22 protein-coding genes are annotated in these 25770 nt (G+C 37.7%); 4 read left to right on the forward strand and 18 right to left on the reverse strand.

The window, feature by feature from the left end:
• Window positions 1–7: 7 nt before the first annotated feature.
• The 7 genes from KBP46_RS03000 to KBP46_RS03030 all read right to left on the reverse strand — a co-directional run bounded on the left by KBP46_RS03000 (window position 8) and on the right by KBP46_RS03030 (window position 9677).
• Window positions 8–4345 (reverse strand): CusA/CzcA family heavy metal efflux RND transporter, encoded by a 4338-nt coding sequence (locus KBP46_RS03000; RefSeq protein WP_216444588.1) that lies wholly within the window; start codon window positions 4343–4345, stop codon window positions 8–10.
• Between the two features lie 200 nt (window positions 4346–4545).
• Window positions 4546–4908 carry a hypothetical protein gene (locus KBP46_RS03005; RefSeq protein WP_131797460.1) on the reverse strand — a complete coding sequence of 121 codons (363 nt, stop codon included), beginning with the start codon at window positions 4906–4908 and terminating at the stop codon, window positions 4546–4548.
• A gap of 133 nt (window positions 4909–5041) precedes the next feature.
• A complete protein-coding gene (locus KBP46_RS03010; protein WP_062669523.1) occupies window positions 5042–5611 on the reverse strand; it encodes a Crp/Fnr family transcriptional regulator in 570 nt (189 codons plus the stop codon).
• Window positions 5612–5677: 66 nt separating this feature from the next.
• Window positions 5678–6442 carry a siderophore-interacting protein gene (locus tag KBP46_RS03015; RefSeq protein WP_216444589.1) on the reverse strand — a complete coding sequence of 255 codons (765 nt, stop codon included), beginning with the start codon at window positions 6440–6442 and terminating at the stop codon, window positions 5678–5680.
• 2 nt (window positions 6443–6444) lie between these two features.
• Window positions 6445–7620, reverse strand: a complete 1176-nt coding sequence (locus KBP46_RS03020) for an MFS transporter (protein ID WP_216444590.1) — start codon at window positions 7618–7620, stop codon at window positions 6445–6447.
• A gap of 85 nt (window positions 7621–7705) precedes the next feature.
• The gene (locus KBP46_RS03025; RefSeq protein ID WP_062669530.1) at window positions 7706–8314 is read right to left on the reverse strand and encodes a hypothetical protein; all 609 of its coding nucleotides are present in this window, start codon (window positions 8312–8314) and stop codon (window positions 7706–7708) included.
• Window positions 8315–8894: 580 nt separating this feature from the next.
• A complete protein-coding gene (locus tag KBP46_RS03030; RefSeq protein WP_216444591.1) occupies window positions 8895–9677 on the reverse strand; it encodes an AraC family transcriptional regulator in 783 nt (260 codons plus the stop codon).
• A gap of 71 nt (window positions 9678–9748) precedes the next feature.
• On the opposite strand from KBP46_RS03030, the gene KBP46_RS03035 reads away from it, so the two are divergent.
• On the forward strand, window positions 9749–10954 hold the full coding sequence (locus KBP46_RS03035) for an MFS transporter (RefSeq protein WP_253297172.1): 1206 nt from the start codon (window positions 9749–9751) through the stop codon (window positions 10952–10954).
• A gap of 12 nt (window positions 10955–10966) precedes the next feature.
• Here KBP46_RS03035 and KBP46_RS03040 read toward each other — a convergent pair whose 3' ends face one another.
• Together KBP46_RS03040 and KBP46_RS03045 are read right to left on the reverse strand one after the other, a co-directional pair.
• Window positions 10967–11674 (reverse strand): DUF421 domain-containing protein, encoded by a 708-nt coding sequence (locus KBP46_RS03040; protein WP_062669536.1) that lies wholly within the window; start codon window positions 11672–11674, stop codon window positions 10967–10969.
• Window positions 11675–11735: 61 nt separating this feature from the next.
• Entirely contained in the window at window positions 11736–12500 is a 765-nt protein-coding gene (locus KBP46_RS03045; protein WP_216444592.1) for an MBL fold metallo-hydrolase, read from the reverse strand.
• Between the two features lie 92 nt (window positions 12501–12592).
• On the opposite strand from KBP46_RS03045, the gene KBP46_RS03050 reads away from it, so the two are divergent.
• Window positions 12593–12907, forward strand: a complete 315-nt coding sequence (locus KBP46_RS03050) for a helix-turn-helix domain-containing protein (protein WP_062669540.1) — start codon at window positions 12593–12595, stop codon at window positions 12905–12907.
• Window positions 12908–12964: 57 nt separating this feature from the next.
• Window positions 12965–13519: a hypothetical protein gene (locus KBP46_RS03055; RefSeq protein ID WP_216444593.1), complete on the forward strand. Its 555-nt coding sequence runs from the start codon at window positions 12965–12967 to the stop codon at window positions 13517–13519.
• Between the two features lie 100 nt (window positions 13520–13619).
• Here KBP46_RS03055 and bioA read toward each other — a convergent pair whose 3' ends face one another.
• From bioA to KBP46_RS03080, 5 genes are all read right to left on the reverse strand, one after another.
• Window positions 13620–14912, reverse strand: a complete 1293-nt coding sequence (gene bioA, locus KBP46_RS03060; RefSeq protein ID WP_216444594.1) for an adenosylmethionine--8-amino-7-oxononanoate transaminase — start codon at window positions 14910–14912, stop codon at window positions 13620–13622.
• A gap of 279 nt (window positions 14913–15191) precedes the next feature.
• Complete coding sequence (bioB, locus tag KBP46_RS03065; RefSeq protein ID WP_062669547.1) at window positions 15192–16175, reverse strand: biotin synthase BioB; 984 nt, start codon at window positions 16173–16175, stop codon at window positions 15192–15194.
• Window positions 16175–16789, reverse strand: a complete 615-nt coding sequence (bioD, locus tag KBP46_RS03070; protein WP_062669549.1) for a dethiobiotin synthase — start codon at window positions 16787–16789, stop codon at window positions 16175–16177. Before bioD ends, bioB begins: the two co-directional genes overlap by 1 nt.
• Window positions 16790–16843: 54 nt before the next feature.
• Window positions 16844–17953, reverse strand: coding sequence for a pyridoxal phosphate-dependent aminotransferase family protein (locus KBP46_RS03075; protein ID WP_216444595.1), 1110 nt, complete (start codon window positions 17951–17953; stop codon window positions 16844–16846).
• Window positions 17946–18491 (reverse strand): hypothetical protein, encoded by a 546-nt coding sequence (locus tag KBP46_RS03080; RefSeq protein ID WP_253297173.1) that lies wholly within the window; start codon window positions 18489–18491, stop codon window positions 17946–17948. Before KBP46_RS03080 ends, KBP46_RS03075 begins: the two co-directional genes overlap by 8 nt.
• Before the next feature lie 143 nt (window positions 18492–18634).
• On the opposite strand from KBP46_RS03080, the gene KBP46_RS03085 reads away from it, so the two are divergent.
• The gene (locus KBP46_RS03085; protein ID WP_216444596.1) at window positions 18635–20125 is read left to right on the forward strand and encodes a PLP-dependent aminotransferase family protein; all 1491 of its coding nucleotides are present in this window, start codon (window positions 18635–18637) and stop codon (window positions 20123–20125) included.
• A 388-nt stretch (window positions 20126–20513) separates the two neighbouring features.
• On the opposite strand, the gene KBP46_RS03090 is transcribed toward KBP46_RS03085, so the two are convergent.
• From KBP46_RS03090 to KBP46_RS03105, 4 genes are read right to left on the reverse strand one after another with little or no spacing between them, the layout of a single operon-like run.
• Window positions 20514–21701 carry a PepSY domain-containing protein gene (locus KBP46_RS03090; RefSeq protein ID WP_216444597.1) on the reverse strand — a complete coding sequence of 396 codons (1188 nt, stop codon included), beginning with the start codon at window positions 21699–21701 and terminating at the stop codon, window positions 20514–20516.
• A gap of 2 nt (window positions 21702–21703) precedes the next feature.
• Window positions 21704–24145 (reverse strand): TonB-dependent receptor, encoded by a 2442-nt coding sequence (locus KBP46_RS03095; RefSeq protein ID WP_216444598.1) that lies wholly within the window; start codon window positions 24143–24145, stop codon window positions 21704–21706.
• On the reverse strand, window positions 24132–25520 hold the full coding sequence (locus tag KBP46_RS03100; RefSeq protein WP_216444599.1) for an AMP-binding protein: 1389 nt from the start codon (window positions 25518–25520) through the stop codon (window positions 24132–24134). Before KBP46_RS03100 ends, KBP46_RS03095 begins: the two co-directional genes overlap by 14 nt.
• A 4-nt stretch (window positions 25521–25524) precedes the next feature.
• Window positions 25525–25770: an acyl carrier protein gene (locus tag KBP46_RS03105; RefSeq protein WP_002979498.1), complete on the reverse strand. Its 246-nt coding sequence runs from the start codon at window positions 25768–25770 to the stop codon at window positions 25525–25527.

Here is a 25770-nt window from a genome sequence, read left to right on the forward strand (position 1 = left end):
GTTGATATTATTTTGAAATTAAGAATTGAAGTTCAGCTCCGATCTGATTCAGTTTTTCAAGCTGATCAATATAATCTGCTTTGGTTTTTACGGCCTGATTCACCAGGATTACCCAGTCCAGATAATCTATTTCTCCTACCTCCATCTGTTTCTGAGCAGTTTTTAGAATAGTTTCGGATTTTGGAAGCTGTTTTTGTTCATAATTTTCAATGATCTGCTGTTGGTTCATATAGGTAGTTAACTGTTGTTTCAATCTGTTTTTAAGTTCAATTTCTTTTCTCTGGTACTGATTTTCGGAGATGGCTATTTTTGCCTGTGCTGCCTTTGCCAAAGCTCTCTGTCCTTTGGTGAACAGTGGAATTCCTACTCCTACCTGAACCGAATTGAACCGATTATTATTGATGTTTTTCATACTTTGATTGGTGTATCCTATAAGAAGATCCGGAAGCAGCCTGCTTTTTTCAAGCTGTACTTCTGCCTCTCCTACTTTGATCTGCTGCTGCAGATATTGAAGCTCAGGGTGCTGTTGTACCATTTCTTCTGAAATCTGTAGACCAATATTCATCCTGGGCTGATCAGCAATAGGTTGATAAGTTGTTGTAGATTGTAGCAATAATTGGAGTTGAAGCTTTGCGATATTCAGATCATTTTCAAGGGTATTCAGTTGTACTTTTATCTGTTCTTTCTGAATTTCAGCGGTGGATTCCTCCAGAATATTGGCTTCCCCTTTTTTTAATCTTAATCCGGCTTTATCTGCAAAATTATTGTAAAGCTGGCTGATGTATTCCAGCACTTTTTTCTTCTCCTGAAGCACCAGTATCCTGTAGAAAACACTTGTTACTTCTTTGGTAAGCTGTGCCCTGGTCAGATTCTGATTGATGACACTGGCAGACCATTCGGCATCCAGCATTTGTTTTCTTTTTGAATACACCGTTGGAAAACTGAATCTTTGAGTGATTCCGAATGAATTATCCGTTTCCTCGCCCTGAATCTGGCCAAATCCTCCGGTAATTTCCGTCTGGGGAATATCCAGATAACTGGCTTTCAGTTTTTCCTGATAATCTGAGAGTAATTTTGAATTTTTAAGAGTACCATTCTGCTGGTATGCTTTTTCCAAAGCCTGATCATAGGTAATATTTTCCTGAGCCTGATAGCTTCCAAAGGAGATCATCAGTAAGAAAACAGACAGTTTTTTATAGTTGGTTTTTTTTGAGAATTTCATTTTATCTTTATTAATATGTTCAAAGAGGACGTATAAAATTGGAAGGACAAACAAGGTTAAAAGAGTCGCAAGCATTAATCCTCCGATCACCACCGTTGCCAGAGGTCTCTGTACTTCTGCTCCTGCACCGTTGCTAATGGCCATGGGAAGAAACCCCAGAGAAGCTACAAACGCAGTCATTAGAACCGGGCGAAGCCTGATTTTTGTCCCTATGAGTACAATTCTGCTGGTGTTGGCTATTCCATTCTTTTTCAATCGGTTAAATTCTGATATCAAAACAATTCCATTAAGTACGGCAACTCCAAATAATGCAATGAATCCTACACCTGCACTGATGCTGAAAGGCATTCCTCTCAATGCCAGAAAATACACCCCTCCTATCGCAGATAATGGAATAGCAGTATAGATTAACAAGCTGTGTTTTACAGAACCGAAAGCAAAGAATAAGAGCAGGAAAATCATTACTAACGAAATAGGAACTGCGATTCCCAGTCTGGCTTTGGCTTCATTTAAGTTTTCAAAAGCACCTCCATAAGAAACAGTGTATCCTGGTGATAGTTTCAGGTTTTTATCTGCTTTTTGCTTAAGTTCTTCAACAATACTCTGGACATCTCTTCCTCTCACATTAAAACCTACAATAATCCTTCTTTTAGTATCTTCCCGCTGAATCTGGTTCGGACTGTTTTTAAGCTCTACTTTAGCCAATTGTGACAAAGGAATCTGTTCTCCTGAAGAAGTTGGAACCAAAAGATTCTGAATGCTGGTAATATCTTTTTTATGTTCATTATCCATGCGGACAACGATATCAAACTTTTTCTCGCCTTCATACAAAGCACCTGCGGTCTGCCCTGCAAAAGCCATATTAATTACCCTGTTGATGTCCGCCACTGAAATATTGTATCGGGAAAGTTCCGAACGGTTATAATCAATCACAACCTGCGGAGCACCTACTACTGGTTCGATATATAGATCCTGAGCACCTTTTACGGTGTTGATGATGCTTCCCATCTTTTTTGCATAGGCGGCAAGGCTGTCCAGGTCTTCACCATAAATCTTGCAGACTACATCCTGCCTTGCTCCGGTCATCAGCTCATTGAAACGCATCTGTACAGGAAATTGAAAACTGGTTGTCAGCCCCGGAATAATGCTTAAAGCTTTGCTCATTTTGTCAGAAAGCTCAGAAAATGTCGTTGCAGAGGTCCATTCCTTTTTAGGCTTTAAAACGACGATCATATCTCCGGAATCCATTGCCATTGGTTCCGTGGGAATTTCTGCACTTCCAATTTTCATGACTACTTTTTCTACTTCAGGAAACTGTGTTAAAAGAATATGCGCCGCCTGTGTAGTGGCTTTCTTGGTTTCATTGATATTACTTCCCTGAAGAATTCTCATTTCGACAGCAAAGTCGCCTTCCTCCAAAGATGGTATAAATTCTCCACCCATTCTGGAAAGGATAAAAACAGCACCTGCAAACAGGATTAGCACACCAATAATGATAGTTTTTCTGAATTTAAGAGCTTTCATCAGTAATCGCTGATGTCCGGTTTCCACTTTACCCATGACGCGGTCCGAGATGTTCTCTTTTTCTTTTTTCTTTCTGCTTAATACCAGAGAACTCATCATCGGAATATAAGTCAGGGAAAGAATAAATGCTCCGATCAGGGCAAAGGCAACAGTTTGAGCCATAGGCTTAAACATTTTTCCTTCAATTCCCTGCAGGGTAAAAATCGGAAGATATACAATTAAGATAATAATCTGTCCGAAAACTGCACTGTTAACCATTTTGGTCGCAGAGCCTGAAACCTGATCATCCATTTCTTTTTTTGTGAGCATATTGTCTTTCCCAAAGTACTTTTTATGAGCAAGCTGATGCAGCACGGCTTCCACAATAATGACAGCACCATCTACAATAAGACCGAAATCCAGCGCTCCAAGACTCATCAGATTTCCTCCAACCCCGAAAATATTCATCATGATAATGGCGAAAAGCATGGCCAAAGGAATAACGGAAGCCACTAGTAATCCTGCTCTGAAATTTCCTAAAAATAATACCAGAATGAAAACAACGATCAAAGCCCCTTCCATCAGGTTTGTTTTTACAGTACTGATGGTATTGTTCACCATTTTAGCGCGATCAAGGAAAGGCTCAATCACCACTCCTTCCGGTAATGATTCCTGGATTTTCTCCAGTCTTTGTTTAATATTTCCGATAACGACATTGGCATTTTCTCCTTTCAGCATCAGAACAATTGCTCCGGATACTTCTCCGGTGTCATTATAGGTCATAGCACCATACCTTGTCGCATAACCGATCTTGACAGACGCTACATCTTTAATATGCACGGGAATTCCTTCTTTAGTTTCCGCTACCTGAATGCTTCCAATATCTTCTGTACTTCCCAGTAGTCCTTCGCTGCGGATAAACAGAACGGTTTCTTTCTTTTCAATATATGCACCTCCGGTATTCTGGTTATTCTTTTCCAGTGCTGCAAAAACATCATTGATGTTGATGTTAAATGCCTGTAATTTATTAGGATTAATGGCAATTTCATACTGTTTCAGTTTTCCTCCGAAACTGCTTACATCTGCCACACCTTTTGTTCCCAAAAGCTGTCTTCTGACCACCCAATCCTGAATGGTTCTCAGTTCTGTTTCGTCATATACATTTTCGTATCCTTTTTTGGCTCTTACCACATATTGGAAAATCTCTCCCAACCCTGTTGAAATAGGCCCTAATTCCGGCTTACCGATTCCTGTCGGTATATTGTCCTGAACAAGCTGCAGCCGTTCCTGAACCTGTTGACGCGCCCAATACACATCCGTCTTATCATCAAAAACTACCGTCACTAATGAAAGTCCGAAACGGGAGAAACTTCTCAGCTCTGTAATTCCGCTGATATTGCTGGTAGCCTGTTCGATAGGAAACGTAACAAGACGTTCTATATCTGCTGCACCATATGAAGGAGCAGTAGTAATGATCTGAACCTGATTATTGGTGATGTCCGGCTGGGCATCAATAGGAAGTTTAGTGGTTTCATAGACTCCAAAGAGGATGAGAGCCACAGTAAACAGAGCAATGATGAGTTTATTCTTTACAGAAAACTCAATAATTTTATTTAACATGGAAAAAAGATTAATGGTAATCCGGAATGCTTTATAAAAGCTGAAATGCTCCCAAAACTTAAAGTATCAAAACATGCATTTGTAACTTCTTTGGTTAAGGCTTAAGCATCAATACAATGCATTACGAATTAATTGATATGTAACAAAAATTCACTGCTTTAGGTAAGAACATAAAGCATTAATTTTCAATGTGAAGTTGATTAAGAAAGCCGCGGTGGCTGGAAAATCTGAGAAAGGTATTGGTTGGAAAAGTCTTTTTCCTTGTAAATACTGCTTTTCTTTGAAACAGTAATTTCCTTAGGTTTTTTTATTTCGAATGAAAGCTCCGGAAGCTGTGCGTGTACGGTAAGTACGATAGGAGGATTGATAAAAGGCAGTTTCTGATCGGTATCCCAGTCTGAATCCTCTTTGTGGTTATCATAGTGCTCCATTACAAATTCTGAAAAGCTTCCATGGTATTCCATGAAATGTTCCACAAACATAGGCACTTTCAGTACTTCCCCCGCATTGGTGGTAGCCAGCACATACATCATTGAACATAATATGGAGAACCATTTTAACATGAGTGCAAATATAGGGCTTAAATTTTTTCTGAATGGGCTTTAGTATTAATTTTTTGAGAATTTTAGCCAGTTTAAAAGCAGTTTAAATAATTAATAACTCTTCGTAAAAATGTTAGGTTTATCAAACAAAAAATCAAAGCCTTGACTTTAGTCTGCTCAGTGTCTCCTGTGAGATATTAAGATAGGAAGCCACCAGTTTGTTGGAAAGCCGGCGTACAATAATCGGATTTTCTTCCAGTAACTGTTTGTATTTTTCAAGAGCATCCTGCACCATAAAAGACATCAGCCTTTTAGTGTTGGCAATACAGGCAATTTCAATATAAATTCTGTAAAATTTTTCCCATTGAGGAATAATGTCCAATAAATGATAAAAATCCTGATGGGTAATATAATAGACCTCTGAATCTTCTACTGCCTGAAGAAGTTCATCAGAAGGTTCCGAAGTAATAAAGGTATGAAGCGCTGTAGCGAACTGATTTTCAAAAGCAAAATATCTTGTAGAATCCTGCCCTTCCTTATTAATGTAAAATATCCGTAAACAGCCTTTTACAACAAAGAATGTTTTTTTGGGAGAATGAACATTGGTAACGAGAAGCTCGTTCTTTTTTAATTTGACAGGTTTGAAATAAGAAAGAATAACTTTCAATTCTTCATCTGTTATTGATATTTTGCTTTTAATATATGAAACTAATACGTCTTCCATTTATTTAAATCAGTCACCGCAAATGTAGCAATAAATATGTTAAAAACTTATTGCTGTTCCTGCTTCTTAAGTGCTTTCAGAAGTTTTTCCTTCCGGTTGCCCTGCTCTCCAATAGGAACAGGCGTATAGGGCTTGGGTGTCCCATTTCAGGTTTGTTTTAAAATAGGTGCGAAGCTCATGTACAGTAGTATATTCTGCAGCGATGTAAACATATTCTTTCAATACACCTGATGGAAACTGAACAGATTTCACCACTTCGGCAAGCATGCTTCCCTGCTCAGGATGAGGATTGTGCAGCCATTCTACAGATAAATCTGCTGCCGAACATAAGATCAGTTCGTCCTCTTTACCTGCCACTTCCAATATTATTTTTGCTCTTACGTAGGAAGGAAACTGTTCTGCGATGGCACAAGTCACAGGCAGAGCCGTTGCGTCTCCTGCCATCAGATAAAAATCAGCATCCGGAATTAAAGGTTTTGTGCTTTCTTTCATTCCTATTTCCAATACATCACCTGGATTGGCCTTCAATGCCCATGCAGAAGCCGGACCGTTATCACCATGAGCTACAAAATCAATGCTCAGTTCCTTTTCTTCAAGGTCAATTTTTCTGTTGGTATACGTTCTGATGAGAGCTATGTTTTCTTCTTCAGCGGGTATAAATATTTTATTATTAGATCCTGACTTAACGTTAGCCAATAGTTCAGTCTGTTTTTTATCAATATTAAATATGACACGGATTAAATGCGGTGTAATAAAGAGTTTCTTTTTAACGGTAAATACAGAACGTATTTTTTTCGTTTCTTTTACTTGAGATATTAGGGAATATTCCATTTTTATTTTTTGTTAAATAGTAAAATAATCATTGCAATGACACAGCTGATTCCTCCGAACAGGTATACAGTCTGATAATCAAACCAGCCGGCAATTAATCCTGCTATAGGACCTGCCAATCCTAATGAAAGGTCAACAAATGCGACATAGGCTCCTAGTGCTGTTCCTCTCATCTGGGGCTTTACTTGTTGAATGGCAAGAACTCCCAATGCAGGAAAGACCAATGAAAATCCTACTCCCGTCAATCCACATCCGATAATAGCCAATGTTTTGGAGGCAGAGGTCCAGATCAGCATTTGTCCTGCTACTTCGATAATCAGAGAGATCAAGGCTATTGTAAATCCTCCGTATTTATCCGGAAAAGAAGCAAATAAAATTCTGGTCAGCACATAACATGCTCCGAAGATCATAAAGGCAAGAGAAGCATCACCCCAATTTTTTTGAGAGAAAAACAAGGCAATAAAAGAAGCAATACATCCAAAAGCCATTGATGAAAAAGCAAGGCTCAGACCCTGACCCGATATGGTACCAATTACTTTGTAGAAAGGCATTCTTATATGATCTTTATCTACGGGAATAGAAGGAAGTTTTGCTGTGGAAAGCCAACTTACCAGCGGAAGTAAGGCAATAAGAAGAAAAGCAGGAAAAATATTGTATTCTTTACTTAACCAGATACTGATGGGAGCTCCGATTGCAATTCCCGCATACATGGCAATACCATTCCAGGTCATTACTTTTCCCGAACTGGAATGTCCTGCAAGACCTATTCCCCACGTTAATGCTCCTGTAACGAGAAAACTTTCACCAATCCCATGAATAATTCTTGCCAATAAGAGAAAAGCAAGTGCCAGAATCGGTTGAGTCTGAAATAATACTGCCAGGACATAAGCAATTCCTGCAATAACAGCCAGTATTACGCCGGACATTTTACTTTTCTTAGCACCTCTGGTATCTGTGATTTTTCCGGAATAGGCACGGGTTAAAAGTGTTGACAATGATTGCAGACCAATCACAAGTCCTACAATAATGCTGTCAAAACCCAACGTGTTCTGAACAAACCTGGGAAGTACTCCCAACGCAATTCCTATGGTAAGGTAAACTGCAAATACCGAAATGATAATAGGAGCCGTTGCCTGATAGAAATTAATAGTCTGTCCTTTTTCTAATGTTGTACTCATAAATTTTGTTTAAAATATTCGGGTGCAAAGGTCCCGGTACAACAGATAAAAAACTTTGACTTAGATCAAAAAAGGAAGAATGGCATTAATCAAAATCCAGAAAACTATCCGTAAGTTGTTTCCACTGTATTTTTGCAATTCCCAGCATTCCGCCTAAAGCAGTAGCAAGATTTCTGATGACATCCGGAAGCTTTGCGTTCCAGTTGGGTCTTTCATTTCGTCCGTATACGGCTGCTTTTAAATAAGCTATATTGCGGGATATCATAAAAGTTGAGCTGGCTGCAGAACTATAAAAATGGGCAATATGACGACTTTTTTTATTTTGAGGATTTATCGAAGGTCTGCATGTGATTGATATACTTTCAGAAAAACTGTCCTGATAGAAGCAGATATCTGTTATTTTTACCCAATCATACCCTTTAGCCTCAGGTTCTCCCGGACCAGGAATATCAATCCTGATAAAATCTCCTTTTTGAGGTTCTCGGTCTGCAGGATTCCCATTAAAATCATATAATTTAAATGCAGCGAAAGCTTTTCCGGTATAATTTTCCCAATTATTAACTGAAAAGAATCTTTCTTTTAATAGGTTAAACTTTTCCGGAATCAGATCCTGGTCAAATACTTTTCTGCTTTCCGTATCATGGAAGCCACCGAACTTTTGTGCAGGAACTCCTTTAAATATCTTTGGACTCATATGACAGGTTTTTATCCAATGTAGTACAAAAAACTTTCAGAATTTATGAGTAGGATCACAAAAGAGTTAAGCGTGTGTTTAATTATTATCTTTATAAAGTCGTATTCTGATAATAATTCACTTTTTGAGATTTCTTTATTCTGCTTAAAAAACATGCGTACAATTCTTCAAATGGCGAATTATATTTATCAGGAGAGGTTTTTACATTGCTTATTTCGGAATCTCAAAGAAAACAAGGAAGATTTAGGAAATAATTACTTTTAGGAAAAATCAATAATTTTTAAAAAAAATAAACTTATACTGTTTTGCATAACATGATTTTTGTTTATATTTGTGAATCGAAATAATTTTTTTTCATCATTTGTGTTTTTTTAAGGTCTCCATCCGTGGAGACCTTTTTATTTTCAATAATATCATAATTGAATATTGACTAATGAAGTGGAAAAACGGGCGAAATGTGAAATATTTTCTTATTTAATTCGGTTGATGGCTTTTCTTTAAAGGAATGTACGAAGTTTTATAATGTTAATAACTCCCCTTTTTTAATAATTTCAAACTGTTTTTATAAAGATTAAAAAAACTATTGAATGGTTTTAATAAAATCAGTTGGCCTGAATTTCATCACAGAATAAAAACTTCTGGTATAAGCCTGAACACTCTTGTACCCTACTTCATAAGCTGTTTCTGAAATGGTAAGATTTCCGGAACTCAAATATTCCAGACTCTTGATGATACGAAGCATTTGCTGATATTTGCTTAAAGTAAGACCTGTTTCTTTTTTGAAAATACGCTCCAGAGTACGGAAAGATAAAAGCGCTTTATCACTCAGGTCTTCCATTTTGATCTCATTTCGGTAATGACTGTGGAGATGTTCTATGACTTTAGCAAGGCGTTTATCTTTAGGAAGACTGATATGAAGAGTCAGTGAATGTTCTACAAACCGTGGAAGTTCGTTGAACAATGCTTTCAGAAACAGGCTTTCATGATGATCCGGAGTCATCAGCTTAGACCATTTCTCTGCATATTTTATCATTTCCTTTAAAACCGGAGGAACAGAAAATACCTTCACTTCTTGATAAAAAGATTCTTGGATACTGATCTCCGCAAACATGATCATCAGTTTGATCTTTTCAGAATGGGAATTGGTTTTATGGACTGCATTTGGTGGGATCCATACGGCATGATTTTGAGGGAGGAGATAGATTTTTTCTTCGATAGTAATATACTGGAAACCACTCTCTACATACACGAGCTGCCCTTTCTGATGGTGATGCAGAACATTATCATGCACCCAGTTTTCTTCAAACCATACAAAATAAGGCTTTTTCAGTTCATCTATTTTTATACTGTCATTAGCATTCATGTCGTTTTAGGTTAAAACTTTGGCAAAATTAAACAAAATTACTGTGCTAATTTTGTACAAAAGTTTTTATTATGATGAAGAATGAAGTAAAAAAGAATGCTTCGTATGTTTTATTAATTATTAATGTTCTGGTAGTTATACTTATTTCCAGCAATCTCCGTTCACCGATTGTGGCGGTTGCTCCTGTACTTGGAGAAGTAAGGGAGGCTTTGAAACTGGATAATTTTCAGGTGAGTCTGCTTACTTCTATTCCCCTGTTTATGTTTGCCGCCTGTTCTGTACTGGTGAGCAGATTTTCCAATAAGTTTGGAATAAGTAAACTGCTTATGTATTCTCTGATTATTCTAAGTTTTGGATTATTCTTGCGAATCACCGGATCTCTATGGCTTTTGTTTTTGGGTTCTATCTTCATTGGTTTGGGAATATGCATTGGAAATGTGGTTACTCCCGGATACGTTAAAAATAATTTTCCAAAGCAGATTGGTCTTATGACAGGAATTTTTGCGGTATCTATGAATCTTACAGCAGCTTTAGCTTCAGGATTCAGCGTGAAAATAGGAGAACTGACAGGTTTTGGATGGAAAGGCTCTCTGGGAATATGGCTGGTGATTGCCGCATTGGGTTTCCTTGTTTTATCATTGGAATTTATATTTAACAAAAGAAATCCGGCTCCACCTAAAACAGCGCTCAGTACCTCAGATTTTAATATGTTCAAATCTTCCCAGGCATGGAATATCAGTATTTTTATGGGACTGCAGTCTTTATTTTATTATTGCCTGGTAGCATGGCTTCCTTCATTTCTTGCGGATTTTCATATGCAGGGAGAAAGCTCCGGCTGGGTGTTTTTTGTAATTCAGATTACCATGATTCCTGTGACGTTTTGCTGTCCGATTATTGCCAGTAAAATGAAAGACCAAAGACTTATGATCCTTTTTATATGTACCCTGATGTTCGGAAGTACTCTGATGTTTGTCTTCCTGAAATCTCAGTGGATTTATGGGAATGCGGTGATAATTGGTATTTCTAATGGATTATCTTTCAGTTTGTCAATTCTTTTCTTTTCTACAAGAACGAAAAGCAGTATCAATGCCGTTAAGATATCAGGAATGGCTCAGTCTGTAGGATATCTGATTGCAGCGTTCGGGCCTCCGTTGTTTGGAAAACTTCATGATTGGGATACTTCCTGGAACAGTTCATTCTATTTGTTAAGCTGTGCGGTAATACTGATGCTGTATTTTGGATTGAAAGCAGCGAGAAATAAATATGTTGAGGATTAGGATAGTCAAAGGTCAGGTGACACGTCTTTTATTGCTGGATGCTACCCATTCTTCCTTTTGGCATTTCGGGCAGCGTCCGGCATTACCCTCTCTTTTATGTTCAGTATACCCACAGAATATACAAGAGTAATGTCTTTCCTCACGAATATATCGTAACGGATTATGTAATGAGCCTGGCATAATAGGAAGTCCATACCTTACAAATTCATCTTCTAAAAAAAATACACTGATTTCTCCTGATATTTCTTCTATAGCCATTTCAATTTGGCCAAGTTGCGAAATTCCCTTTAGTCTCAGCTCTGCAAAGAATTCGTCACTCCCAAGGTTTTCTTTTTGAAAGTTTTTAATGGAGAATTCTCCATTTTCTACCAGGCAGATGGATTTTCCTTCCACCAGATTTTCAAAACTTTTACTTTTTCCGATAAAATGCGTCACAATAGAATATAGAAGAATAATAACAATAAAAACAATAAGGGACGAAATAATTCCAACATCTTTATTAAACATAGGATCTCCTGCTGCCGATCCCAGGCCAATAATGACTACCAATTCAAAGATTGAGAGTTGTTTTACCCCTCTTTTTCCTAAAATTCTAAGTCCGATGATGATGGCAATGAACATAATCATGGTACGAAGAATGATCTCCAAGAGAAAAGACCATTCTTCGTGTCCCAATAATAATTCTTTCCAATCAAGATTTAAGAGAAAAACTGACAGCATATAAATTATTTATCAGGAAATATTCAAAAAATAAGCCATAACTCCTGTTATTTATTCACATCTATTTCAAACTCGCCTCTTCTCCGTCTTTCAATATGAAACATTGATTTTCGAGTCCTTTTTCTGTTATTTTTCCCTGAATAAATTTCCGGTCTTCTCTGCAATGGCTTACCGCTTCCAGATGGGTTACCCAAACAGTAGAATCCGGTGCATATTCACAGACCTTTACAATGTCTTCACTGGTCATAATAATAGGATCTCCCACAGAGAAAGTGGCGGCTCCTCCGGCAACAATAATGTGCTGTGGTTGGTGTTTGTCAATTTCTGATGCAATTTCATCATACCAAATCGTGTCTCCTGCTATGTAAACGGATTCATTTTCTTTTTTAAAAACAAAACCATTTACGATACCCATTTTTTCTCCTATTTCTCCGGTTCCATGTTGTCCTTTCGTGGCAGATATCTCAATATTTTTCCACTGAATCTTATTATTCACAGCAATAATATTGGTAAATCCCTGTGCAGCAATGTGGTCTGCAATAATATCCGAACAGATGATCGGAATATTTTTATCAAGAAGTCCGACGGCTGCAGGATCCCAATGATCAGGATGAAGATGGGTGACGACAACAGCATCAATTTCTTTTAATCTTTTATTTAATTCTTCTTTATTAAAAGGCAGATCTGTAAGTGGGTTCAGTAATTCACTGTCCGTCATAGGCATTTTCCCCATAGAGTCTTTTTCACCCAGCATAGGATCTACAAGGACGGAAATTCCATCAATATTTAATAGCAATGTTGCATTGCGCCATAATTGTAATTTCATTTTGAGTATGTTTGTAGAACAAAGCTATTACCCGATGAGGGTAAAACAATCGAAGGTTACCAAAAGGTTAACCACAAATATTCAACTGTGTTATGAATTTCGAAGAATTTAAAAACTGTGGATTAAGAAGAAGCCTGAATATTCTTTCAGGGAAATGGAAGCCTCTGATCCTGCACAATCTTTTTGAAGAAGATCGGGTACGTTTTGTAGAACTTTGGCGGAATATGCCCCGGGTTTCCAAGAAAGTATTGGCAGAACAGCTGAAACAGTTGGAAGAAGACCTTATTATTGAAAGGATTGAAGTTTATAATTTCCCACCGGAAGTCTATTATAAATTAACAGAGAAAGGACAAAAACTGGGACCTATTCTTTCCGAACTTCATTTATGGGGAAATGAATTGGGATAAAATTATTTTTAAATATTTTATATATTGTTGAAAAAAAACTAATAACAATTTTTACAAATGAAAAGAATCATTATTTTGATCTCCTGCGCAATAGGCACATGGGTAACTGCACAGATAGTGCCACCACCAACGATTCAAAGATCCAACACAACATCCCGCGGCCTAACTGTCAATTCAAGAAAAGGAACATTAATTGAAAAGAAAATCATCAATTTAGGTAAATTTAAAAACCTGAATATTCAAAAAATTGTAACGAAAGATATTTCTGACAATTCATCGGATACTTTTCTTGGAATTATGTATGAATATGAAACCTTTGGTGAAATCTCCAAAAAGACACTTACTATTGACAAAAATGAATTGGGAAAACTGATTCAGGCTCTTCAGATGGTAGAACAGAAAGAAAATGATAAGGCTGGCCAGGAAACCAGATATAAGTTTGTAACGATGAGTAATATTGAATTCGGAAGTGTTTATCGTGAAAAACTTTCTTCATGGGTGAATTATATCAAAATTCCATCCAATCATTTTAATCAGAACTTGCTGGAATTCAATAAAGATGAATTAAAAGAATTGATTGCTATTTTGAAGAAATCAGAACAGGATATTTAAAAAATACCGGCACTGGCATTCAACATAAAAACCTTATAGGTCCTGGAAACCTATAAGGTATATTAAAAAATTAAAAATAATTATTACCGGACCGGATCTTTTATTCTCTAAACTGATCCAGTACCTCCGTAATATTCTGATAGACAAAATCCAATTCTTCCGATGTAATACAATATGGAGGAACCAGATAGATTACATTTCCTAACGGCCTCATAATAATTCCTCTCTGTAAGAATTCATTGTAAAGCTTCTTCCCTATTTCATTGAAATAAGAAGTATCATTCCCGGTTTTAAAATCGAACGCTAAAATAGTTCCGATCTGACGAACCTTTTCTACATGAGGATGCAAAGCAAGTACTTTCACAAACTCTGAATGTTGATGAGTGATGCGGTTAATATTCATTTGAGTTTCATTTGTCAATAGTAATTCCATACTGGCAAGTGCCGCGGTACAGGCTAGAGGATTAGCTGTAAACGAATGCCCGTGAAATAAGGTTTTATAACGGTCTTCAGAAAGGAAAGCCTCATAAATTTCATTGGAGCAGGTTGTAATTCCCATAGGCATCGTTCCTCCTGTCAATCCTTTTGAAAAACACATAATATCCGGCTTTTCCGTAAGATAATCTGCTGCGAAAAGTTTACCTGTTCTTCCAAACCCTGTAAAAACTTCATCCTGGATCATGAGAACGCCTTCTTCTCTACAGAATTTCATCAGCTGGCTAAGATCTTCTGCTTTATACATCAGCATTCCGGCAGCACCCTGAACTAATGGCTCATAGATAAAGCAGGCTACTTCAGCAGCAAGTTCTTTAATCTGCAACCGCAGGCTTTCTATATTTTCTGCATTGGGTGTATCTATAAAAACAACTTCAAACAACATGCTTTCAAAAGGTCTTGTCCAAAAGCTTTTTCCACTTACAGACATAGCCCCGAAAGTATCTCCGTGATACGCATTTTTAAAAGCTAAAATCTTTGTTTTCTTATTCTCTTTATTGTATGCATATTGAATACACATTTTCAAAGCAACTTCTACTGCGGTAGAGCCGTTATCCGAATAAAAGACCTTTTCCTGGCTATCAGGCAGAAGTCTCAGTAAATTTTCTGAAAGCTGTATTGCCGGCTCATGGGTAAATCCTGCGAAAATCACCTGTTCCAGTGTATTCAACTGTTCAAAAACACGTTGTGCAATATAAGGATGAGAATGGCCGTTCAATGTTACCCACCATGATGAAACGACATCCAGATATTTTTTTCCTTCGGTATCATACAGATAAATTCCTTTTCCTTTTACAATAGGAATGGCATCATCAGCTGTTTTCATCTGCGTGTACGGATGCCAGTTCACCGCTTTATCTCTCTCCTGCAGACTGATTTCTTTGGTTAATGTATTCATATATTGATCTAAAAAGTAATAAGTGATGGAGATGGATTTAACAATAATTTAGTTGAATATGTTGGCGTAAATGTTGTATTGATCGCAAAGACGCAAAGTTTTTATTATAGATTGCGTGTGATATTTAAGGACGCAAGAAAATATTGCTTACTAAGCTTTTGCGCCTTTGCGTTTTCCAACTTATAGAGCAGTTTATAAAAGTTCAAAAACCAGTTTTATAATAAGCACTATAATACCAATAATCCAGCTCATCACTCATTATTTATCGTTTATAATTTACTAGCAGCATGTTTCTTTTTTCATCATAGGTTTCAATCCTAAGGTCTGCAGCATCTGCATATCTTCAGAAACTCCCGGATTTGGTGTTACCAGTAAAGTTTCTCTTTCTCCCGTGAAAATGGAATTGGCTCCTGCCATAAAGCACCATGCCTGTTCTGTTTCAGTCATTTCTATACGTCCTGCGCTTAATCTCACCATAGAAGATGGCATTACGATTCTTGCTGTGGCAATCATTCTTACCATTTCCCACGTATCTACTTTTTCATTATCCGCTAATGGTGTTCCCGCTACCCTTGCTAATGCATTAATTGGAACGGATTCCGGATGTTTTGGCATTGTTGCCAATGTTAAAAGCATTGAAATTCTGTCTCTATGCGTTTCACCAAGTCCGATGATTCCTCCGGAACATACTGTGATTCCTGCTTTCCTTACATTGTTGATCGTATTGATCCTGTTGTCAAAAGTTCTGGTAGAGATGATCTCCTCATAATACTGTTCAGAAGTATCAAGGTTGTGGTTGTACGCATATAATCCGGCTTCCTGAAGTCTGATCGCCTGTTCTTCGGTAAGCATTCCCAATGTACAGCAAACTTCAAGGCCAAGATCATTGACTCCTTTTACCATATCAATCACCCTGTCAAAATCACGGTTATTACGAACTTCACGCCATGCTGCTGCCATACAGAATCTTGAAGATCCTGAATCTTTCGCTTTTTGGGCGTGAGCAATTACAGTTTCTGTAGGTAATAAAGCCTGTACTTTGATATCCGTGTGATAACGGGCTGCCTGCCCACAATAGGAGCAGTCTTCAGGACATCCGCCGGTTTTGATAGATAATAATGTTGAAATCTGTACTTCGGAAGGATCATGCCATTCGCGGTGTACTGTGGCTGCTTTATAAATCAGTTCCATCAGAGGAAGGTGGTAAATTTCCTCGATCTCTTCTTTAGTCCAGTTATTTCTCAATGTTGTTTTTGTATCCATTATCCTATTTTTGTTATTGTTAATTGCTTTGCAGCATGTTGTATAGATTCCTTATCCGTACTGTTGATTTCGGGAATCTTTATAATTTTTGTTTCTTTTTCAATAAAACTGCAGATCACTCTTTCTGTATCTTCGGGGAAATCTCCGTTAAGAATTAAATATTCCAACTTAATTCCTCTCTGTTGTAAAGCTAAAATTGAGAGCAGGCTATGATTGATGCAGCCTAAATAATTTCTGACTACCAATGCTGTCGGAATGTTTAATTCTTCAATAAGATCTATCATAAAAGTAGTATCTGATATGGGTACCATAAGCCCTCCTGCTCCTTCTACAATCAGAGGATTTGCTGTATTGGGGAGTTGAAAATCATTCAGATTGATGGTTATATTTTCTTCTCTTGCAGACTGATGTGGTGATGCAGCCAGTTGTAAGCGGTAAGTTTCCGGATGACAAAAGTTGGTATCTGTCCATGCTTCAATTTTATGACTGTCTGTATAGTGCAGATCTCCTGATTGTATCGGTTTCCAGTATTCTGTTTTAAAATGCTGAACCAAAACGGCTGAGCAAACTGTTTTTCCTATTTCGGTTCCTATTCCTGTTATAAATAATTTCATGTTTTGAGATTCGGGGTTCGGGATTCGTGTTACGGGTTTTGAATCTTTTTTGCTTTAAATAAACTCTTTAATAATTCCCGTCAGTTTCATAATTTCTTCTTCTGTATTAAAGCTATGAAGGCATATTCTCAACCTTTCGCTTCCTTCTTTTACTGTAGGACTGTATATAGCATAGGTTAAAAATCCTTCTTCAGATAAAATGTTCTGTAATTCTTTCAGTTTGTGATTATCCGGAATTAGAATAGCCTGCACTGGACTTGTTTCTGCCGATGGAGACTGTAATTTACTGCTTCGGAAAACTTTGATGTTATTCTGAAGTTTTTCAGCCAGTTCATGATTTTGATCTAAAAATTCATATCCTGTTTTGATGCTCATCCATTGGAAATCCTGTGCTGATGTGGTATAAATGAAAGGACTTGCAAAATTGATCAGGTAAGATTTCACTGTTTCATTACAGAGAATAGCTGCTCCATGAGCCCCGAGAGCTTTTCCATAGGTCACCACAGCTGCTGAAACATGGTTCTGTAACTGTAATTTTTCAATCAATCCATATCCAAAAACGCCGAAGGCGTGGGCTTCATCAACAATCAAAGAAGATTTATATTTGCTGGCAAGGGCAGCGATTTCCTGAACAGGAGCAAAATCTCCTTCCATCGAATAAAGACTTTCTATCGCAATATAACAATGTCCTTTCTGTCTTTTTAAAATATTTTCAAGATCTTCGATATCATTGTGTTTGAATTTCAGTTTTTTAGCATTGGATAGTTTGCAACCATCATGTACTGACCGATGAATTTGTTCGTCCACAATAATGGCATCATGACGGCTGGGAAGCGTTGAAAACAAAGCAAGGTTGGCATTATATCCGGATGGGAAGAGCAATGCCGATTCAAAATGATGTTTCTGCGCAATCTCATTTTCCACGGAAACTGCGATATCACTGTTTCCGCTAATTAACCTTGAACCTGTGCTTCCCGAAAGCAGTTGAGGGTTATCCATAATCTTTTGCAGCAGTAATTGTTGAAGGTCTTTACTTTTTGCAAACCCCAGATAATCATTGGAATAAAAATCAATTCCATCGGATAGAAGCCTTAAACTTCTTAAGGTTCCTTTGTCTCTTCGTTTATCAAGGGATTCCTGAAAACGTAAAGTATTGCTAAGCATAATTTAATTGAGCTACTTCTTCTGTAATCGCATTAATCCACTCTTTATGCAGTTCTTTTTCTATGTCCAGAATATGATCTGCATGGTGTTTCCAGTCTGGTGAGAATTCATTGAGCTGATGAATCATTTCTTCCAGATGTCCTTCTTCTTCAAGGATAATAGATTTTACCATAATTTTAGAAGAAGCTTCGGTAAGTGCCTGCTGATAAACAGGGTAAAGTTCATCCGCCCGAACCTCAATAGCATAGGTTACGAAAAGATAGGCAGCATATTTGATATCTGTTTTATTAAGTTGGAAAGCTTCCTGAAGATAACGACAGGCTTTAATATCTAATGAGTGAAGATATTGGCTTGTTGCGATAGGAGCCAGAAGTTCTGTGCTTTCATAGGTTTTGCATAATTCAGGGTTTATTTTCCCAATCTGCTTTTTTAAATAATAGGCGTGGCGGTGCTCTTCAGCAGCGTGTTTCAGCTGGATTTGAGAAACTAATGTTGGATGTTCACATTTTGATATTTTTCTTGCACCGGCATTTTCCATAAATGAAAGCGTGTTCAGCCATTTGGCGTGGGTACTTCCTTCCTGTACAATTTTTTTAACAGATGATGAAATTCCATAGATTTTTATTTTGATGTCAAAAGTAGTATATTGCCGGATGGTTACACTGTGCCAGTTTTGATATTATGGATAGTCCGGTTAAGATTCCTTATGAAAGTTTTATAAAAATTGATAGAAAATCAGAAACTTCTATCTATCTGCAGATTGCCAATCAGCTGATCAACGCGATTCAGAGAGGATTCCTACCTTTTGGAACGAAGCTTCCGGGAACAAGAACTTTCAGTGAAATGCTGGAAATCCATAGAAATACGGCCGTTGCAGTATATGATGAATTATCAGCCCAGGGCTGGACGGAGAGTTTTCCCAACAAAGGAACTTTTGTGATTGGAAAAGATCAGGAAAAACCTGTTAAATTGAATGATTTTAAGCAAAATAACCTTCAGAACTACCCTGTTTCGACTGGTTTTTCATTTAAAACGTCCAATATTTTAGATAATCCTTTCGAGCATTCCAATTGTGAATATATCTTTAATGATGGGGTTCCGGATATTCGTTTGACGCAGATAGGGCAGCATTCAAGATTTTACAGTTCTATTTTAAAACGTAAATCTAACCAAAAAGCGTTTGGACATTATAATCATGACGGAAGTGAATTTTTTAAAGAACATTTATCCCAATACCTGAATCTTTCCCGTGGACTTCCTATTTCTAAGAACAATCTTCTCATTACCAGAAGCACGGAAATGAGTATTTATATTGTTTCTGAGATTCTTCTTTCCAAAGGTGACACAGTATTGGTGGGAGCTTTGAGCTACTTTTCAGTCAATATGATATTTATGAAAGCTGGTGTTGACATTGTTTCAATTCCGATTGATGAAGAAGGAATTATAGTAGAAAGCGTACGGGAAGCCTGTAAAAAGCAGAAAATCCGGATGCTTTATCTGACACCGCACCACCACTATCCTACTACAGTTGCATTGAGTGCTCAAAGACGTTTTGAACTGCTGGAGCTTGCCAATGAATACGGATTTATCATCCTGGAAGATGATTATGATTATGAATTTCATTACGATAAAAGTCCCATTCTTCCTCTTGCCAGTGCTGATACCAACGGAATGGTGATCTATATCGGTTCTTTCGGGAAATCTCTGGCACCGGGATTCAGGACAGGATTTATTGTGGCTCCTGAGAATCTGATGACAGAAATGCGTAAATACCTGGGAATTATAGACCGTCAAGGCGATATTCTGATGGAAAGAGCACTTGGAGAAATGATTGCAGAAGGAGAAATCAACCGTTATCTGAAGAAATCTTTGAAAGTTTATCAGGAAAGGCGTGATTATTTTTCCGGATTGCTGGAAGAGAATCTGGGTGAGTTTATCTCTTTTGAAAAACCCTCCGGTGGACTGGCTATATGGCTGGAATGGAATATTCCGCTGAACCTGATGCAGCTGAGTAGAAATTGTGCGAAGGACAATCTTTTTATTCCTAAAACATTGTTATATCAGAATAAAGGGCTTACGGCTATTCGTTTAGGTTTCGGAGATCTGAATGTTGAAGAGATGAATAAAGGAATTGAGGTGTTTTCAAAAAATGTGAAGGGATTGATTGAGTGATGAGATCTCTCGCCGATTGAATAAATTACGGCTTCACTTACTGAAAATCTTTGATTTTCTTGCGTCTTAAAAATGCATTAATATTAAAAAACTTGCGCCTTTGCGACTTTCCAAAAAAAAGATTATCTTATTTTTGAACGCGAAGGCGCAAATAATGACCAAAACAATGTGTTTTAAGGCGCGAGGATTTTATATGCGATAAAATTGATACTGTATATTCTTGCTTTGAATAGTAAAAGTGAAGAGGCTACGTCAAAGTGTCATTCTGAACGAAATGAAATGTAGTGAAGAATCTCTTAGTTAAATTATAATGAGATTCTTCCTTCGTCAGAATGACAAAGCCACAAAAACCACGTCATTTGACTTTTGAGATAACCTCTTCTCTTTATTAATGATGAGAAGGAAAAATTATTTTGTTTTTCTTATGCTTCGGTTGCTTCTTTTTTCTGTTTAAGTAGATGATAAAACCGGTGATGGGAAGTGAAGTTGCAATAATAGCTGCCAGAAAATAAATAATTCTGGTGGTCATTCCCAGAATACTTCCGGTGTGAAGATCGTAATTTCTTTCCCTTAATGCGGTTCCATATCCAGTATTTTTGTTTTTATAAGATTGAGATTTTAAAACTTCTCCTGAATACTGATCAAAATTAAACTGTTCATTCCTGTATTGTCTTGCGTCATAGGTCAACTCTGCATAATAAGTTCCTTCTTCCGATCTCGGAAAATTGACAAGTGCTGATTTTTTGTCTTTCATCCCTTTTTCCATGGTATTTCCAATGAGATTGAGAATGTTTTTTCGGTTTGAAAATTCTTCGGAAGGAATTGTACTTTTGGCTTTCTTTTCTGTTGGAATGTTTCCGTTCAGTGTATTCTTTACCCATTTATCTACATCTTCAAAGCTCCATATCAATGCAGAATAAGATATTAAAAGTAAAGGAATGATGGCATAGAATCCTAAGACATTATGAGCGTCATAATTGATTCTTTTCCAGTTGGCCGATATTTTAATGAAAAACATTCCTTTCAGCATGGCTTTACTCATTTTTCGGGGATACCATATCACAAGCCCTGATAGAAGAATCAAAGCAAATATCAATGTGGAATAACCGGTAATCGTTTTCCCAATTTTCTCACCCAATAGAAGTCTTCGGTGAAGATCCAGTACAATTTCAAAGAAATCCTTTTTGGCGTCTTCCACTTCCTGTATTTTTCCGGTATAAGGATCTACATAGATCCGGTAATAATAAAGATAAGTTCCCCAATACGTCCATGCTTCGTCATCCATTTTTAAGGTACGGAATACATACGTTCGTAAGGGATCAGAAGGCATAACAACTCTTTTGACCTTTAAACCTTCGGGAAGTGCTTTTTCTGCTTTTTCCGTAAGTTCAGACAGTGAAAGTTTTTTTCTTCCGATATTTTCAACGTAATATCTGTTGGGGTGAACAATATGTTTTAATTCTTCTTCAAAAGTCAGGATACATCCTGTAGCGGCCATGATAACAACTATAAGCCCGGACGTTAGTCCGAGCCATAGATGTAACTGATAGGCAATTTTTCTGAATTTCAGCTTCATTCTTAAAATTTAAAGCTTACCTCAGCAACAAAATTACGAGGCATCTGAGCGACTACCACTCCCTGCCCTGCAAAATATTGTGCATTCCCCAGGTTGTTCATTTTAAACCCTAATCTGTATCTTTCTTTTTCAAGAGAAATGGAAGCATTCACTAAAGTATAGGCAGGAAATACAAATTGTCCGGTAACCACTTTATTTCCGGTAATCTGTTTTCCAACACGATTTACCCCGAAACCAATTCCTAGTCCCTGAAGTCCTTTGATCGGAAGAATATAACTGATCCATGAATTGAATACATTGGCAGGACCTGCAGATTCCGGACGGCGCCCATCTACAGCGGGATCAGCCTTTTCATATCTGCTGTGATTATAGCTATATCCAGCCATGATATTTAATCCCTGAACAGGGTTCATGATCGTTTCGATTTCAATCCCTTTGCTTCTTTGCTTTCCATCCTGAACAACAATATTGTATTCTTTTCCGTCACGGATCACTCCGGTTCCTCTCTGGATATTATCGACAAGGATATCGTAGTATCCAACCGTGAAATTCACTTTATTCCTCCAAAGATTTCCCTTGATTCCTACTTCCCACTGATTGGCCATCTGAGGTTTCATCTCACCGCTAATGTCCGGAAGCTGCTGGGTAACAGGAGCTGTATAGCTGAAGCCGTTCATATAGTTCCCATAGGCAGATAGCTGATCTTTAATGATCTGATATACAATTCCTACTTTTGGAGACCATGCAGTCTGGCTGAAATCACCGGTACGTTTGTTATCATTCAGATTAAGCTGTCCTTTACTTTCGTAATGATCCATACGCAAGCTTAAAAGCGTAATCAAACGGTCCGTAATATAAGTGACGTTTGAAATATAGGCTCCATAAAGGTTTGATGCGGAATTATTTCTCACTAAAGGTGTTTTGCCTGCCTGAATGGCTGCCTGTGTAAATGCCTGGATTTTTTGAAGGGCAAGATCTTTAGAAATATTCGGGTATCCCTCTAAGCTTTGTCCGTTGACATTATCAAAGACTACAATTGGAGAATGGTTATTATTGATTGTCTGATTCAGATAATCTAATCCGATCAATACTTTATTTTTAATTTTCCCGATATTAAATTGTCCATTGAAGTTCTGCTGAACACTTGTAGAAGAAGCTTCAGAGTTCTGCCACTGTACATTACGTTCCAGCAGTGCATCACTGGTTGTCCCTCTGATAAACTGGTATTGATATAATCCTTCCGTTTTTCTGAAGTTTCTTGAAAGTAAGGTTTGCGAAGTCCATTGATCTGAAATTTTGTAATTAGCCTCTGCTTTTACATTAATAGACGGAGCTTTTAAGGTCATATCATTGTTGGAATATGATCTTTTCCAGTCAAAGCCTAGTCCATCAGGATTATGGGCAAAATATTGCCTTGTTCTCGGAAGGAAAATAATCGGAGTGTTGGTTCCTTCATAATTATAAATCTGAGCTCCCAGGTTAAATTTCAATCTTTCATTAACCTGGTAGCTTACAGTTGGGGCTACAAAGAATGATTTTCTGAATTCGGAATCCCTGAAACCATTCTGATACTGATAGGCTGCATTCAAACGAAATAACATATTTCTGGATTCTGTAATCGGTCCGTAAACATCGGCGGTAACACGGTTCAGGTTGTAGCTTCCCATCAGATAAGAAGCTTCTCCTCCGAAATAATCTTTCGGTTTTTTGGTTACCGCATTAATCAGGCCTCCAAACGAAGTTACCGCGCCTCCATACAACGTTCCTGAAGGTCCTTTGATGACTTCAAGACGTTCAATATCTGCAGGATCGATCTCACCATTGGTGGTTGCAGGAACACCGTCTACCATCGATACTTTCGTAGGGAAACCTCTAAGGCTGTAGTAGAAACTTCCGTCTCCCGAGCCTCTTCCCGGACTTCCCTGCATTTTTACCATACCCGGAACATTTTTCAATACTTCCGAAATATCATAAGTAAGCTGTTCCTTCATAATCTGCTGATTGATGCTTGTATAAGCCTGTGGATTTTCAAGAACTTTCAAAGGCATTTTGGCCACTGAAGTACTGTCTTTATCCAGAAATTTATTTCTGCTCACTGCATATACGGTAATTCCCTCAATTACATTATTGTGTAACGGGGCATAGATTGCAGGGATTTCATAGACATCTTTCTGGATGTGGATGGGTTCCCTCATCAGTTCAATGTCATTTAAAACCACCTGAAGCGTATATTCTCCAGGTGGCACATTTTCAAAGTAATATTCTCCTAAATTATTGGTTTTTGCCTGATAAGACGTATTGACAAGTCTTAAAACAGCATTTTTTACCGGTGCTTTTTCAGACAGCATGATTTTGCCATGAACTCTGTCGCCCTGCTGTGCAGAAAGCGAATTGGAAGATAAAGCAAGACCAAGAAGTAATATAAGGGTTTTAGATGTTTTCATGCTGTAATTTTTGTAACAGGGGATAGTTTATTTTACCGTTTTGTGATAAAGGGAATGATTCTATACGTTCTGTGCGTACATATTGTGGATTAATACGCAGTTTATTTTTAATGGTTTCGGTGATGATCTGAGGATCAATTTCCGGATTGTCATACAATACCACGATTTTTTTATCATTGGCATTCAGACATACGAAAGTATTGCCCTGCATTTCATTTTTAAGGATAAATTCTACCTCATCCAGATTAAGACGTATTCCGAAAAGCTTCATGATACGTTTTATTCTTCCTGTGATATAATACATCCCGTTTTCACCTTTTCTGGCGGTATCTCCGGTATGCAGTACAGAAGGCTGTTCGTACGTTTTCAAATCGTCCAGCTTATTGGCGTAGCCTCCGAAAATACTGATGTGTGAAAAGAGAAGTTCATCGGTTTCAGGATCAATTCTGAAACTTCCGTTGTGTACGGGCGTTCCGATAGAGGTTTCTCCCTCCAGCAATCCTTCTGTAGTAAGATAAGCCATTCTTCCTCCAGCCTCAGTCTGGCCATATTGTGCAAAGAATTCTTTTTTAAATTCATGACAATAAGAGAAAATGGTTTTTCTCAATTCAGCGTTAATTACTCCGCCGGTATGGGTAAAATACCTCAGACCTGGAGAATCTTTTCTGAAGAATCCTATTCTGTTTAGATTTTCATAAAGAAAGGGAACTCCACCCAAAGTACTGTAACCGTACTCCTCCATTTCATCCCAGAATGCTTTCTGCATAATGTCTTTATCGGTACAGACAATTCTTCCGGCACGCATGCAGTTGGTGGTGAAAATAGAGAATCCGTACACAAAGTTGATCGGAACGTTTAAAGGAACTACATCCGTTTTCTGAATCGGCATATACTGAAGGATGCTCAATGCGTTCTGATAAAGACTTTCATCAGATAATTTAACCAGTTTTGGAACACCTGTTGTCCCTGAAGTACTCAAAAGGATTTTGATGTCAGGGTGAATGGTAACTTCACTCTTATAATCATCCTTTGCGAAGATGCTGATGTTGTCTGAGAATGCTTTCAGAGTATATCCTTCAATAGCTTCTCTTTGTGGGTCAAAGATGTATTTCGGACGGTATTCTGCCTCAATACGTTCTTTGAATTCTTCATGCAGTTTCTGTCCCAGTACCGCAATCGTGTGCGCTGTTCCGTAAAAATTGAGAAGCACCTCAATGCTTGGCAGCTGATTGTCATTGTATAAAAAGAGCAGCCCTTTTTCTACGGGGTTTAAGCCTAAAGACCGGTACAGTGTTCCCACCGGTATTGTTGTACCGGTGGAAGCATCTGTAAACGCCAGGTTCTTATTGGCAATTACATTTTCTAAAATTTTCATAGGCTTAGTTTTCTACGAATACATCGTATTTTTTCATTTTTTCACGAATCTTTCCGACGGTTCCCATCTCCAGAATATCGTTAAAATCAAACTTGATCTGATAAAACTGTTCAAGGGCTTCTACGATCAGAAGATGAGACATAGAATCCCATTCCGGGATTTCCTGATACGTAAGCTTTTCATCTACCAGTTCTTTTTTTATAGCGATGGCAGAGGCGATAATTTCATAAAATTCTTCTGTAGTGTTCAT

The organism is Chryseobacterium sp. PCH239 (genome assembly GCF_018924625.1).
In the GTDB taxonomy this organism is placed as follows: Bacteria; Bacteroidota; Bacteroidia; order Flavobacteriales; family Weeksellaceae; genus Chryseobacterium; species Chryseobacterium cucumeris.

Coding starts and splice junctions, on each gene's coding strand:
- KBP46_RS03000 (WP_216444588.1), bottom strand. CDS start 4,345: ATGTTAAATAAAATTATTGAGTTTTCTGTAAAGAATAAACTCATCATT.
- KBP46_RS03005 (WP_131797460.1), bottom strand. CDS start 4,908: ATGTTAAAATGGTTCTCCATATTATGTTCAATGATGTATGTGCTGGCT.
- KBP46_RS03010 (WP_062669523.1), bottom strand. CDS start 5,611: ATGGAAGACGTATTAGTTTCATATATTAAAAGCAAAATATCAATAACA.
- KBP46_RS03015 (WP_216444589.1), bottom strand. CDS start 6,442: ATGGAATATTCCCTAATATCTCAAGTAAAAGAAACGAAAAAAATACGT.
- KBP46_RS03020 (WP_216444590.1), bottom strand. CDS start 7,620: ATGAGTACAACATTAGAAAAAGGACAGACTATTAATTTCTATCAGGCA.
- KBP46_RS03025 (WP_062669530.1), bottom strand. CDS start 8,314: ATGAGTCCAAAGATATTTAAAGGAGTTCCTGCACAAAAGTTCGGTGGC.
- KBP46_RS03030 (WP_216444591.1), bottom strand. CDS start 9,677: ATGAATGCTAATGACAGTATAAAAATAGATGAACTGAAAAAGCCTTAT.
- KBP46_RS03035 (WP_253297172.1), top strand. CDS start 9,749: ATGATGAAGAATGAAGTAAAAAAGAATGCTTCGTATGTTTTATTAATT.
- KBP46_RS03040 (WP_062669536.1), bottom strand. CDS start 11,674: ATGCTGTCAGTTTTTCTCTTAAATCTTGATTGGAAAGAATTATTATTG.
- KBP46_RS03045 (WP_216444592.1), bottom strand. CDS start 12,500: ATGAAATTACAATTATGGCGCAATGCAACATTGCTATTAAATATTGAT.
- KBP46_RS03050 (WP_062669540.1), top strand. CDS start 12,593: ATGAATTTCGAAGAATTTAAAAACTGTGGATTAAGAAGAAGCCTGAAT.
- KBP46_RS03055 (WP_216444593.1), top strand. CDS start 12,965: ATGAAAAGAATCATTATTTTGATCTCCTGCGCAATAGGCACATGGGTA.
- bioA (WP_216444594.1), bottom strand. CDS start 14,912: ATGAATACATTAACCAAAGAAATCAGTCTGCAGGAGAGAGATAAAGCG.
- bioB (WP_062669547.1), bottom strand. CDS start 16,175: ATGGATACAAAAACAACATTGAGAAATAACTGGACTAAAGAAGAGATC.
- bioD (WP_062669549.1), bottom strand. CDS start 16,789: ATGAAATTATTTATAACAGGAATAGGAACCGAAATAGGAAAAACAGTT.
- KBP46_RS03075 (WP_216444595.1), bottom strand. CDS start 17,953: ATGCTTAGCAATACTTTACGTTTTCAGGAATCCCTTGATAAACGAAGA.
- KBP46_RS03080 (WP_253297173.1), bottom strand. CDS start 18,491: ATGGAAAATGCCGGTGCAAGAAAAATATCAAAATGTGAACATCCAACA.
- KBP46_RS03085 (WP_216444596.1), top strand. CDS start 18,635: ATGGATAGTCCGGTTAAGATTCCTTATGAAAGTTTTATAAAAATTGAT.
- KBP46_RS03090 (WP_216444597.1), bottom strand. CDS start 21,701: ATGAAGCTGAAATTCAGAAAAATTGCCTATCAGTTACATCTATGGCTC.
- KBP46_RS03095 (WP_216444598.1), bottom strand. CDS start 24,145: ATGAAAACATCTAAAACCCTTATATTACTTCTTGGTCTTGCTTTATCT.
- KBP46_RS03100 (WP_216444599.1), bottom strand. CDS start 25,520: ATGAAAATTTTAGAAAATGTAATTGCCAATAAGAACCTGGCGTTTACA.
- KBP46_RS03105 (WP_002979498.1), bottom strand. CDS start 25,770: ATGAACACTACAGAAGAATTTTATGAAATTATCGCCTCTGCCATCGCT.